The sequence below is a fragment of the Fundidesulfovibrio magnetotacticus genome, from assembly GCF_013019105.1.
GTDB lineage: Bacteria > Desulfobacterota > Desulfovibrionia > Desulfovibrionales > Desulfovibrionaceae > Fundidesulfovibrio > Fundidesulfovibrio magnetotacticus.
On record NZ_BLTE01000002.1, the window covers coordinates 18,285 to 30,898 of the forward strand.

The following is a 12,614-nucleotide window of genomic DNA, read 5'->3' on the forward strand; positions in this document are numbered from 1 at the left end:
CTATTAAGCTGGATGATGTTATGTTCGTCGGCCGTGAATCACTGAAGTTGGGTAAGGATTGACATAACCTGCGTCTTGAACGAACCCATTAAGACAACATCAAACCTTGGCGGTCTATCAAATGCCCGGTTCAACGGAAGAACTGTTCAAGCTCATCGAATGGAAGTCCGAGTATGATTGCGCAGTTAGAACACTGAACTGCCAACACAAAGACACCGCCATCTTCCTTAATAAATGGTTCACCGACATTAAACTTCAACGGATCAAACAAGGGCGGGTGGCTACCTATTTGGACGACAAAATTCAATACTTTGAACATTTTTGTTCGCAGCATTTTGCATTTGAAGAAGACGTCATAACCATTCTCTGCACGAGGTTTAAATTCAATCCGGAGCACTACGAAAAACACATTGCCTGCCACAAAAACTTCTACTCCTCATTGCTCAAAGTGTTGGCAGAGCAGATTTCTTATTTTAAGAAACATGGAGACACTACAACGATTGAAGACCTGATTGGCGACAGTTTAAAGGATATATCTCGCTGGTGGTTTTACCACATCACGACCGGAGAGCGCAGGACAGGAGGCGTCTCGGACAATGAATACAGATCATACATCAACAGCTTTTCACCGCATCAAAAGATTGACCTGCTTAATGAAATCGTGAGCAAGTCACATCTCCCAGATTGATTCTGGTTCTTGTGAAGACATTGTTGCAGCGCCTTGTCCACCACGTGCCAAGGGAGGATTTTTCATAGGCACTAGCGATCACCCCCGTGGTGATTTGCAAGCTGCACAACAAGCAGGTACTTGAGCTATACGGCACAGCCCTGGCAAAAACGCTGATTGGCCCATAGCTACCCCCTCCTGTAGGAGGGCAGGGCCGGGGAGAACCAATCCCGCAGTCCCAAGGAAGAGGTGTCCGGGGGGCTAGGAGTGAGGCCCACTATGAGGGCACGACCACCCGGTGCGGTCTGAAGGAAATTCTAGCAGGAGTGATTCAAGCGCACGCAGCCAGGAAACCCGTTCCGGCTCTAACGCGCTGGGATTTTGATGTCACCCAGGGGGTGGGTGACATCATGGGTGACATCACTTGAATTTGGAAAAGAAGAAGGCCGGCTAGGGTTACCTAACCGGCCTTGTTCATTGGGAAATCTTGGTGGAGCTGGACGGAATCGAACCGACGACCTCTTGAATGCCATGCCAGCAGCATGCTGAAATTATTAGACTTTAACTAGCCAGCCAACGATTGCCAACGTATCATTTTGGCGTCTGCCAACAGTTTTGTGGCTTTCAGTGGCGCTCCTGCCAACGTGCCGCCAACAGGGATTTGGTGGCAGTGGTTGCGTAGTTGCTAAGCCAGTGGTTAGACAGCCAACGGGGCAGTGGCACGTCCAGATTCACAGGTTCCTGTGAGTCTTAAAGCTAAAAATTAAATGCAACTCCAATAATTGGACCGTGCAAGGCACCACTGAACTTCAATTCGTCTTTGCGTCCCCCTCCATCACGATTAATTCCAACCGCACGATATCCAGCATATAGAGTGCCATGCTCCCAGAAAGTATACCCCACCAAACCCGTTGCATCCCAGGTGAAATCTGAACCAATCCCAAATCCGCCAATTCCTCCGCGGAGATTTATGGACCAGTCATCATTAAACTTCCAAGCTACTCGGGCTCCAACGATGGGATCTACCCAACTCGTTTCTTTTGAGATAGATGGAGAAAATCTTCTGAAATCAACGTCGAAGTCAGCCTTAACATTCCAGACTCTTATGCCTGCTAATCCGTCGAAGGTGATTGATCCAGCTTTTCCTATCCCCCATGTTCCGAATCTATAGAAAGGCACGATATCAGCCAGGAACAAGGTAGACTTTCCAGAAAGTGACGCCGACTTTGCAGAAACATTGGTCCCCAGAGATGCAAAGTTTATGTCGGACAGCAAGCCGAGTCTGTCCCTGTAAATTGCTTCAACATGGCCCATCAGGGCTACATTCATACCAGTACCGAATGTGCCTCCGCTTCCAATCATGTCGATAAAACTTGCATTTATTACTGAAGAATTTCCCTTTGTCCCAATAGTCGCCGTTACGCTTGTCAACCAAGCATATGGGGCAACTGTAAACTTCAAATCCTCAGACAGCTTGTAATCTGCAGCAATTGCCATCGAAGCAATGTTCATCATAACAACTAGCGATAAAATAATACTGAGTGCGGCTGGTGCTATTTTCTTCAAAATGCCCTCGGAAGAAAGAACTTGAAGCAATGAACGTATTTTCCATGAATCTGCTAATGGACACTGCTCTTCAGGGAGAGGCAGAGTTCACCTGCCCCTCCCGTGAGCATCAACTATATTCTGTTACATCCCGGCAGAACTCCCCGGCTCTTGCTGCTGGAAAGGACTCATCGCGGGTGGCGACGTCGGCTGGGCAGCCTTTGTTCCGGGCATCATTTCAAAGTCGGGTGTGAACTGGACCAGGACTCCCTTGAGTTGGTCGTAAGGCTTTCTGTCACCATCCAACTTAGCCTTGCCCGTGGCAATCTGGTCGTCCAAGGTTACCGTGCCCATCATCACAGGTTCAAGATCGGAACGGTTGATGGTGATAGTGAGGTCAGGTTTCTTGGCTTGAACGCCCTTGATGTTGGTGAGCACGCAATTGCTCATCTCCACCACGAACTTTTCACAGTTGTCAGGCGTGACGATGTTGACAACAAACTTCATGCCTTCGGCTTTCTTGCTGTCGAGGCGGATGCCGAGGAAGTCGAGCCAGAGGTCAGTGGACATCGCCCGAATAGTATCCGGCCCCGAACTTTTCGGGGAAGCACCTCCGGGAATGCCTGAACGAAGTTCGTACGCTGCTGCAAGGAAGCTGTTGCGCACGCTCGGGCTTTCCTTCTGGTAGCCGATCTGTTCAAACACATCCGCAAGCAGGTCCTTAGCGGCTTGGTTGGTCGGTTCAGCGTATACAAGCTTGTTCAAAATCTCCATGGCTTCACGGTACTTGCCCTGGTCGTGCAACTCCTTGCCCTTGGCCATGATCTTCGCTGCCCCGCCCATCATCTCCACATACAAGGGGGCGGAATCGCGGGGTGAGAGCGGGATTAACGTGGCGGGGTTGGCGTCCCAATAGCCGAGATACCGGTTGATCACCGCCCGGCTGTTATGCTCCTCTGATCCATGGTAACTGTGCGCTGCCCATTGCTGCTGCAAGCTCTTGGGCGGCTGATAGACGTTGTGGATCTCATTGATTGTGACGCCTTTGTTGGCCTGATGGAGCACTTCGTTGTTCAGGTTGCCGTATATGTCACGCTGTGTCCGCATTACTTCTTGTATCCGGTCATTCCCGAAACGAGGCCAGCTATGAGAAGCAAACATCACTTCGGCTTCGTTTCCATACAGATACAAAGCTTCGTTGACTTTTTTTGACCACTCCAGGGCATCTCGAACCAAAGCTCCGCGAAGCGTATATATGTTGTGTACTGTGCCGCATATATTTTCAGCCGCCCAGAACGCCTTAAACTGCGGAAAGTACGTGTTCATCTCTGCAGGAGCTTCAGTGCCTGGGGTATTCTGGAACACCATCCTCACCCCGTCGACAGTCAGCTCTTCAATATCTTTCGTAATGATCCGGGTGGGGGGGATCAATCCCAAATTCCCTGCGGCTGTATTTTTGCCGATTGATTGGTCTACATGACCGAATGGGCTACGAGGCAGTAAAACTCCGTACTGAAAGAACAGGCGGCGGTTCATTGCATTGCCTGCGTAAACATTCTCCGCCACCGCATATTTCATGAAACCAAGCGGAGCAATAATTTGTGCCTTGCCGCTTTTGACGTTAGCTTCATCCACAACGCCACGGACACCGCCGTAATGGTCAGCGTGTGAATGTGAGTAAACAACAGCTACCACTGGAAGCTTGCCGACTTTCTCGTTGATAAAATCAAGTGCGGCCTTAGCGGTCTCCTTGGCAGTCAGAGGGTCGAACACGATCCAACCCGTGTCGCCCTTGATGAAACTGATATTTGCCAAGTCGAAGCCACGGACTTGGTATATTTTACCAGGAACTACTTCATAAAGACCATATGCCATGTTCAAGATGGCTTGACGCTGCAAGGAAGGGTGAACGCTGTCGAAGTCCTTTCCCTGAAGAAGAAATTCATAGCTCCCCATGTCCCAGGCGACGTTCCCTGCTTCAGCCATGATTTTCTTGTACGATGGAGCAGCGATGAACCCTTTTTGTGCTTCCTCAAAGTCGCGTTTATCCTCGAAAGGAAGAGTCTTTCGTAAGCCGTTTTGGAGTTCGACAGTGAAAGACGAAGGCATCTTGCCTTTTGGGTGAAAATGTTTGCCTTCCATTGCGCCAGGATCAGCCAGGACCCCACCACCACTTGCCGCTAGCGCTACGCCGCTAGCCCAGGGGAGAAGTGCCAGCGCCATACCGAGAAAGAACACATTTAATGATTTCATAGAATTATCCGCCATCTCCGTGGGTTGACGTTTGCAGCATCAGAGATACAATTGCAGCAAAACTGAAGCCGACAGTGGCAATCAGGGGGATCGATACGAACACCTCTGAAAGCCATCTTGGTTTTGTCTCATTTGTGGAAACACATGGCAAGGCTGCCCATCCTTGCCTAGGAACACGCAACAAATGGGGTTACCACAAGGCAGTCAACGCGGCAGTGTCACGTTCAGATTCACAGGCTTCTGTGATTCTCAACCCCAGCAACCTTCACCTGCGCATAATGATGACACTTTCCGAGAAAACCCACACCGACAAGCCTTGGGCCATCCTCGGCATCAGTCGGCGTCAGTACGACTCCGCCAAGCCTTGGAAGAAAGCCAAGATGAGCAAGGAGGAATTCGCCAAGCTTATCTGCTTGGTCCCACCTGAAGCTATCAAGCGACTGAGGGACAACGCCGACGCGGAAGTGCTCCTCGAAGCTGCCTTTGGGAAAGGGTTCTCCGCTGAGGGCGAGTAGCACCAGGGCTTCCTTTTTTACAGATGCAGGTTCCTGCGCATGCTCTAGGACCTGTGATGCCACTGTACAAACAATCGTAGTTTACTTCCCGCATGCAAAACAAGATGTTTGATAATTTGCCTCGATATGTTTAAGGCAAATCAATTCATTTTATCGTGCTAATTGCACTAACCTTGTTCCTTCCGGTGCGTTTAGACTCATAAAGGGCTGAATCAGCCCGAGCCATAATTGATTCAAGTGAATCATCAGCTTCGATTTCGGCAACGCCGAAGCTCATGGTCACTTTCAGATTGGATGCAAAAGAATGTTCAGCCATAGCTAAACGTATTTTTTCAGCAAGAGAAACAGCAGCTTGTAAATCGCTTGATGTGGCCAAAACAACAAACTCTTCCCCACCCCACCTCACCAAGACATCTGTCGCCCTAACTATTTTAGACATCAACGATGTCACTTCAATTAAAACACTATCCCCCACATTGTGTCCGCAATTGTCATTAACTTTTTTAAAATGATCGATGTCCACCATTATCACGCTAAAAGTCGTTTTATATCGAGAAAAACGTTGAAACTCTGACTCAAAAATATCTAAAAACTTGGTTCTATTGTAAATTCCAGTGAGCCTATCCGTTGAAGCCATCTTTTCTTTTTCTTCAAGCAACTCACTTGTAAACTTCAACAAAGAGTTGAGAGAATTTGATATATTAGAAATTTCGTCATTACCAGGGTCTGTGATTTCAACCCCGTAATCATTATTCTTCAATATTAGCTTCATTTTGGCATCTATATTTTCAACGCGCGACGAAAATGATCTCATCAAATTTGCAACATAAAACCATGAAGCAACGACAACAACACCCGTGACACACAACACTATCAGGCTATATACTTTAGTCTTCTTTATTTCATTTTCTAAAAATGCCCCATAAACGCCTGACAATTCTTTTTCCACATCATAAAACACGTCCATTGCACCCGTGGACAAATCAAACCAACCATCGTAGTCAAATCCTTGTTGCTTTTCCCCCAAAAACAGGAGGATAGCCTCATCTGTTTTTTTGACCTTTTCACTTTCGACTATCATACTTGCGTATAGTGGTTGTTTGCTCTTGAGGCTTTTCAAAAACTCCATTTTCGAGACCTTATAAAATCCAAACTTTTCTTTCACATAAAAAAAACCAACATCATCCACATGATGATTGCTAGCTAAAACTGAAATGTATGCTCGTATTTTTCCGAGATGTTCTCGTGCCATCAACAAATTAGTTAACGACAAAAATAGATGGTCATGTTGAATATGCTCGAAAGACCGATCCGAGCCAAAAGCGCTTATTATTTCGTATATACAATCCGAATACTGTAAAAAAATATTCTCGGGCGAAATTGCTTTTGAATCGACCAAATTGTGCAAGCCCGCGTAAGTTGCTCGTAAATTTTGAGAAAATTGAGTACCATGAAATTCAACAATCGCACTATAAGTCTTAGCACGCCAAGCTTTAAGTTCATCAATATTGCTACGAGTAGGACGGAAAAGGCTTTTCACGGTAAGACCACGCTCTTTCTGCAGCATGTGAATAACCGTTGATGACAACCTAAAAACATTGTACTCTTTGAGCAATTCTTGCTTTTCTGTGTAACTATTCCAACTGTAAATCGTTGCGATAAAGGCAATAGTGGCTAGTAGCAACACCATACACACATAAAGTAAATAAAACTTTGCGCGTACTGTGGTAAATAACATTGCATTCACCTCACAACACAATAAATTACTAGCGCGACTTGAACTGCCTGATCAATAAATCATTTCAAAACATACCATACGCGCCCCAGGAAGGCTACAGACACCGATTGTAGCCAGGCCAGGGCTTCTTTGACGGATGCTTTCCAACCAAGCCAGAGACAATTTTACGATAACACTCTGTTATTTCGTTTTATTCTTGCGTACCATCCATCTCCGTCAGCATCCCATCGCGAAGGTAAAATATCTGATCAAACCGGTCGAAAATTTTTTCATCATGGGTGACTACCAATACCGCAGCTCCCTGCTCAGCTGCTACCTTGCGCAGCAGGTCCATCACGACGCCAGCACGTTCAGAATCCAAAGCGGCAGTGGGTTCATCAGCCAGGATGATATGAGGACGGTTAGCCAATGCACGAGCAATGGCCACACGCTGCGCTTCACCTCCGGAAAGCCTTGACGGCATTGTTTCGCAGCGATGTTCTACCTGGAGGTAGCTGAGCAACTCAAGAGCACGCTGGCGGGCTAACATAGCACTTGTATTAGCGATTTCCAAAACTACGGCAACATTTTCAATGGCATTCAGAAAAGGAAGCAGGTTGTGAAACTGGAAAATGAACCCGATTCGGTCCAAACGCAGGCGACGTAAATCACCCTGTAGCCATTTGCCATCATAGACAACTTGCCCGTCGAGTTCCATGCGCCCACTGCTTGGCTCCAGGATGCAACCAATGATGTTGAGCAGGGTACTTTTTCCGGAACCGCTCGGACCAAGCAGTCCCACCACCTGCCCAGCATACACCTGCAGCGTGACCTGCTTCAGTGCATCGACTCGCGCGTCTCCCTGTCCGAAGGATTTGCTAAGATTGCTGATGGTTACCAAAGGTGTCCCTAGGGTGGACATATTCATGCCCTATCCTCCCAAAGCCACTGAAGGTTCGATCTTGAGTGCAAGGCGCACCCCCATCCCACTGGCAAGCACGCACAAGAAGAGCACCACAATGGCCAAAGCTAATCCGTCCTGCGGCAAAAGAATCACTCGTCGAGGAAAGAAATCACTGGTCAAGTTGATGAGTAGTGCTCCCAGTGAGAAGCCGATTACGGCCATGGCGACGGCTTCCTGAATGATGAGTCCGACAATGGTTCTGTCCGGCGCACCTATGAGTTTGAGCGTGGCGATCTCCCGTACTTTATCCATTGTCATAGTGTAGAGGATGAGCGAGATAATCACCGCCGAAACGACAAGCAATATTACGGTGAAGAGTCCGATTTGGCGTCGGGATTTGTCCACCACCGACTTGGTCAGAATTTCCTCTTGAGCCGACTGGCTCAATCCGGTGAGGTGTTTCCAACGTCCGACTGCCTCGACCACCCGATCCGGGGTCGTTCCTGGCGCGACTTTGGCCACCACGGCGTTAACGATATCCGAGCCGACCGGTGAAGTGCCGCGTTCGGCCTCCCGTCGGGCCACCGGGGGTTCCAATTCAAATTGCAAACGCTGCGCGTCTCGCAACGTAATATAGGCTACAGGATCGCCGCCTGAAGAAACTTGATTTCGGGTCAAGCCTACTACAGTAAAAATATTGCGTCCAAGACGCACCTGTTCACCCGACATAAGTCCGCTTTTCGAGTCGACCAACATTTCATAGTGGCTACGGGTCATGTGGCGCCCAGCAAATATTTTTACAGGTCCTCCTGGCCTCCCTGGTTCATATCCAACCACGTAAAGCCGTATTTTTTTTCCATTATGCATAGCCTCCACTGATTGATACGTCATGGATCCCGTTGACACCACCTGCGACAGGCTGGCGATTACTTCGCGGGTGTCGCCAGGTATTCGCGATGACTCCGCGAAAGGACCCCTCTTCCCTGCCTCCACGACCCAAAGATCGGCTCCTGGCGCTCTGGACAAGGACAAGGCTTCTTCAACCAACCCTCGGTAGATGCCGATCATAGACAACACGAGGCCCAACAGCAGGCTGAGTCCCAGACACGTCAGTACGAAGCGGCCGAGGTTGTGCCGGATATCGCGCACCGCCAGATTCATGGGGTGCCTCCGGATTGTACCGTGGCCTTCCGTCCTTGGCGCAGGCCGGACGGCAAGGCTGCCAGAACCTGGGCTCCCTCAGGCATCCCTTGGATCACCGGAAGACGCCCATCCAACGTGCTTTGCCCGAAAATCACCCGGCGCTTATTGAGTTGCCCTTGTTCCACAGTCCATATCTGGCCACTACTACCATCTCGCTCAAAAACGAGTGTTTCTGATACCAGCACTACGTTATCCAACAAGCCGCTATTGATCACCACCTCTGCTTGTTCGCCGAGATGGAAATCGCGGGGGCAATCTCCCCAGGTTACGTAAATACGTCGTTCCTCGCCGACCCTATCACTTTCCAGGTCAATACGCGCAACTTTACTGGGAAATCGTTTTCCAGGAAGGGAGCGTAGTCGCACCTCAACCAGCTGCCCAACTTCTATATAGCCAGCCTTGGCCTCGTCCACAAAAGCCCGGACCCATACTGTGCAGGGATCCACCAATGTGAAGACCGGCTCTCCTGCCTGCATGATTGTACCAATCTCCTTGTGGCGACCAATAATCACGGCATCGTATGGAGCCACCAGAAAATGTTGGGACAAGACTTCCCGGGACAAGCCGAGCTGAGCTTCAGCATCCTTTACAGAAGCTGCCGCCGCAGCCATCTCTGCCTCTGACAGAAGCACTTCTGCCTCTGCTGCTTGCGCTGCGGCCAATGAAACTTCGGCCTCTTCTCCAGCAAGAACATATTTATTTTTAAGCTCTTGGCGACGATGGCTTTGCTGCTGCTTCAGGGCAAGGTTGGTGCGGGACTTCTTTAGACTTGCCTTTGCCAGATTGAGGTTAGCCTGAGCCTTGTCCAAGTTGGCCAAGGCCTTGGCTACTTGATTTTCTTGCTCGCCGCTGTCCAGTAACGCCAGAAGCTGCCCCGCCCTTACCTCGTCGGCATGGTCAACCTTCAATTCACGAAGCAATCCATTTACCTTGAAGCCTACCTTGGAAAGTACTCTCGCTTCCACAGTGCCCAGGCCGAATACCTGGAGCGCCTCCTGTGCGGCCGGTTCAACGACTCGGACTGAAATTGGGCGAAAGTAAAGGTGAATCAGCACGAAGACAATGACCATACCCCCAACGCCTGCGAATAAAACTCTTTTTCTATTTCTGGACATGGACGATTCCCCTTGACCGTCAATGAATTTTGCTCATACCATACAGCAAGATTTCCAAAAGTCGTGTGCCGTCTTTCGCGAGGTTGAAAGTGCGCCCGCTAAGTGACCAGCGTGTGGCTAGGCCTGACGGCAACGTCAACAGTAAGTTAGCTATTTCATGAGGGGCAAAATCACTTGACAGCTCGCCTGCGACCTGAGCTTGCTTAGTCAAATCGGTTAACAAGACATGAAAGACCGTGCCCATAGAGTTAAAAGATCGGCGCAATTCTTCGTTTTGCGCGTGGAGTTCACGTGAAAATATCAGAGAGTGGACCGCGGGAGTCTGTTGAATAAATTCAAACTGCGCTTCTATGACGCACCTTATTCCCGCGAGAGGACTTTTTTCAGATTTGCGTGCCTTAGCCCAGCGTGCTTGGGCTTCCATAACCAACCAGTCCGCCACGGCAAGCCAAAGATCTTTCTTCGCCGGAAAGTGCCGAAACACGCCAGCCTGAGTAATGCCTACCCGATCGGCCACCGCCTGGGTGGTCGCACATGCAGGCCCTAATTCGGCAACCAGGGCAAGCATGGCTTCCACGATTTCGGCCTTTCTGTCCGCACTGTTTTTGCGAGACCCCATAGACTTTCCCTCGTTTGTTAGTTATTGCTAACTAACAATGGTGAGGGTGTTTGTCAATCCGGGTTGGCGATTGCCCTTCTTAACCTCGAGCTCACATCCAAAGCGGCAGTGGGTTCGTCAGCCAGAACGACATGAGGACGGTTAGCCAACGCACGAGCAATGGGCACACGCTGTGCTTCGCTTCCGGAAAGCCTTGATTACTTCTTTTGACTTATGTCAAGGATACTATCGGAGACGAGTGGGACGATCATCGGCAACAAGGTGAGAAAAAGAAGCTGTGCATCGTCGCGCCCGCCGGAACTGAACCGAACCAAAACACGCTTGAATCACTGGACAATCAACCACAAGGAGGCGCGATGTACTGCTTTCAATGCCAGGAGACGGCAAAAAATACCGGCTGCACCATCAAGGGCATGTGTGGAAAACCCGAGGAGACTGCCAACCTTCAAGACCTTTTGATCTTCGTGTTGCGCGGCATTGCCGTGTATGGTGAAGGTCTCAAGGACCTGGGGCAGCCTGACCGTTCAAACGATGACTTCGTGCTTCAGGGTCTGTTCGCCACTATCACCAACGCCAACTGGGACGACGCTCGTTTCGAAGGCATGATTGAAGAGGGTCTGAAGCGTCGCGATGCGCTCAAAACAAAGTTCCATGAAGCCTACAAAGCAAAGCATGGGAAGGAATTCAGCGATCCTTTGCACGACGCCGCCACCTGGCGCGGCCCATCCTCCTCTTTCACCGAAAAAGCGAAGACTGTGGGCATCTTGGCAACGGAGAACGAGGATGTGCGTTCCTTGCGGGAATTCCTTATCATCGGGCTCAAAGGCGTAGCCGCCTATGCCGAACACGCAGCCATACTTGGATTCCGTAAACCGGAAATCGACGAATTCATGCTTGAGGCTCTGGCATCAACAACTAAAGACCTGTCTGTGGACGACATGGTCGGTATGGTGATGAAAGCCGGTGAAGTGGCCGTGACTACCATGGCCCTGCTGGACGAGGCCAACACGAGTAGCTACGGGCACCCGGAGGTAACCCATGTCAATATTGGCGTAGGCACGAACCCGGGCATCCTCATCAGCGGTCATGATCTCAAAGACATGGACGAACTGCTCAAGCAGACCGAGGGTACGGGCGTGGATGTCTACACCCACGGCGAGATGCTCCCGGCCAACTACTACCCGGTCTTCAAAAAATACAAACACTTGATCGGCAACTACGGCGGCTCCTGGTGGCACCAAAATCCCGAGTTCGAAGCCTTCAACGGCCCCATCCTGCTGACCACCAACTGCCTGGTGCCGCTCAAGAAGGATAACACGTACCTCGGCCGCCTCTACACCACAGGGGTAGTCGGCTACGAGGGTGCCACGCACATCCTGGACCGTCCGACCGGCGGGGCCAAGGATTTCTCGGCCATGATCGCCCAAGCCAAGAAGTGCGCGCCGCCCACCGAACTTGAAAAGGGAGCCATCGTCGGAGGTTTTGCCCACCACCAAGTCATGGCTCTGGCCGACAAGGTTGTTGAGGCCGTCAAGTCCGGCGCAGTCAAGCGCTTCGTGGTAATGGCCGGTTGCGACGGCCGTCAGAAGTCCCGCGAATACTACACTCAGGTGGCCGAAGCTCTGCCGGAGGACACCATCATACTCACGGCGGGCTGCGCAAAGTACCGTTACAACAAGTTGAACCTCGGCGACATCGGCGGCATCCCGCGCGTGCTGGACGCCGGCCAGTGCAATGACTCCTATTCCCTGGCTGTCATTGCACTGAAGCTCAAAGAGGTCTTCGGTCTCGACGACATCAACAAGCTGCCCGTGTCCTACGACATTGCTTGGTACGAACAGAAGGCAGTGGCCGTGCTCCTTGCCCTCCTGTTCCTCGGAGTAAAGGGTATCCGGCTCGGCCCCACGTTGCCGGGCTTCTTGTCCCCGAACGTGGCTAAGGTCGTCATCGAGAAGTTCGGCCTGAAACCCATAGGCACGGTACAGGACGACATCGCGGCCATGATGACAGGCCAGTAAAATGAAAGGGGGAGCTTCGGCTCCCCCTTTGCCATTAAACTGAAGCGAGTTTCTTCAA

The 12,614-nt window shown here is 50.4% G+C and carries 10 protein-coding genes and 1 pseudogene; 3 read left to right on the plus strand and 8 right to left on the minus strand.

The features are described from left to right. The first annotated feature begins 106 nt into the window (after nt 1–106). Nucleotides 107–688 (plus strand): hemerythrin domain-containing protein, encoded by a 582-nt coding sequence (locus NNJEOMEG_RS03145; RefSeq protein ID WP_173081249.1) that lies wholly within the window; start codon nt 107–109, stop codon nt 686–688. 735 nt (nt 689–1,423) lie between these two features. Here the strand turns inward: NNJEOMEG_RS03145 and NNJEOMEG_RS03150 are convergent. Next, nucleotides 1,424–2,233, minus strand: coding sequence for a hypothetical protein (locus NNJEOMEG_RS03150; protein WP_173081250.1), 810 nt, complete (start codon nt 2,231–2,233; stop codon nt 1,424–1,426). A 123-nt stretch (nt 2,234–2,356) separates the two neighbouring features. Beyond that, entirely contained in the window at nt 2,357–4,465 is a 2,109-nt protein-coding gene (locus NNJEOMEG_RS03155) for an alkyl/aryl-sulfatase (protein WP_173081251.1), read from the minus strand. 74 nt (nt 4,466–4,539) lie between these two features. Between NNJEOMEG_RS03155 and NNJEOMEG_RS03160 the strand changes: the two genes are divergently transcribed. Beyond that, a complete protein-coding gene (locus NNJEOMEG_RS03160) occupies nt 4,540–4,980 on the plus strand; it encodes a hypothetical protein (protein WP_173081252.1) in 441 nt (146 codons plus the stop codon). Between the two features lie 145 nt (nt 4,981–5,125). Here the strand turns inward: NNJEOMEG_RS03160 and NNJEOMEG_RS03165 are convergent, their stop codons facing one another. The 6 genes and pseudogenes from NNJEOMEG_RS03165 to NNJEOMEG_RS20455 all read right to left on the minus strand — a co-directional run. Then, complete coding sequence (locus NNJEOMEG_RS03165) at nt 5,126–6,718, minus strand: diguanylate cyclase (RefSeq protein WP_173081253.1); 1,593 nt, start codon at nt 6,716–6,718, stop codon at nt 5,126–5,128. Between the two features lie 190 nt (nt 6,719–6,908). Further along, a complete protein-coding gene (locus tag NNJEOMEG_RS03170) occupies nt 6,909–7,625 on the minus strand; it encodes an ABC transporter ATP-binding protein (RefSeq protein WP_235956816.1) in 717 nt (238 codons plus the stop codon). Between the two features lie 3 nt (nt 7,626–7,628). Continuing rightward, complete coding sequence (locus NNJEOMEG_RS03175; RefSeq protein WP_173081255.1) at nt 7,629–8,762, minus strand: ABC transporter permease; 1,134 nt, start codon at nt 8,760–8,762, stop codon at nt 7,629–7,631. After that, a complete protein-coding gene (locus NNJEOMEG_RS03180) occupies nt 8,759–9,874 on the minus strand; it encodes an efflux RND transporter periplasmic adaptor subunit (RefSeq protein WP_173081257.1) in 1,116 nt (371 codons plus the stop codon). The genes NNJEOMEG_RS03175 and NNJEOMEG_RS03180 overlap by 4 nt, the downstream gene beginning before the upstream one ends. Before the next feature lie 64 nt (nt 9,875–9,938). Continuing rightward, a complete protein-coding gene (locus NNJEOMEG_RS03185; protein WP_235956826.1) occupies nt 9,939–10,487 on the minus strand; it encodes a TetR/AcrR family transcriptional regulator in 549 nt (182 codons plus the stop codon). Nucleotides 10,488–10,591: 104 nt separating this feature from the next. Beyond that, nucleotides 10,592–10,720, minus strand: a pseudogene (locus NNJEOMEG_RS20455) (hypothetical protein); the annotation flags it as partial. Nucleotides 10,721–10,894: 174 nt separating this feature from the next. Here NNJEOMEG_RS20455 and hcp point away from each other — a divergent pair. Continuing rightward, nucleotides 10,895–12,556, plus strand: coding sequence for a hydroxylamine reductase (gene hcp, locus NNJEOMEG_RS03195; RefSeq protein ID WP_173081675.1), 1,662 nt, complete (start codon nt 10,895–10,897; stop codon nt 12,554–12,556). The last annotated feature ends 58 nt before the right edge of the window (nt 12,557–12,614 follow it).

What these genes read in the sequence shown, in the direction of transcription:
- NNJEOMEG_RS03155 (WP_173081251.1), bottom strand. Translation starts at nt 4,465, where the DNA reads ATGAAATCATTAAATGTGTTCTTTCTCGGTATGGCGCTGGCACTTCTC.
- NNJEOMEG_RS03165 (WP_173081253.1), bottom strand. Translation starts at nt 6,718, where the DNA reads ATGTTATTTACCACAGTACGCGCAAAGTTTTATTTACTTTATGTGTGT.
- NNJEOMEG_RS03170 (WP_235956816.1), bottom strand. Translation starts at nt 7,625, where the DNA reads ATGAATATGTCCACCCTAGGGACACCTTTGGTAACCATCAGCAATCTT.
- NNJEOMEG_RS03175 (WP_173081255.1), bottom strand. Translation starts at nt 8,762, where the DNA reads ATGAATCTGGCGGTGCGCGATATCCGGCACAACCTCGGCCGCTTCGTA.
- NNJEOMEG_RS03180 (WP_173081257.1), bottom strand. Translation starts at nt 9,874, where the DNA reads ATGGTCATTGTCTTCGTGCTGATTCACCTTTACTTTCGCCCAATTTCA.
- NNJEOMEG_RS03185 (WP_235956826.1), bottom strand. Translation starts at nt 10,487, where the DNA reads ATGCTTGCCCTGGTTGCCGAATTAGGGCCTGCATGTGCGACCACCCAG.
- hcp (WP_173081675.1), top strand. Translation starts at nt 10,895, where the DNA reads ATGTACTGCTTTCAATGCCAGGAGACGGCAAAAAATACCGGCTGCACC.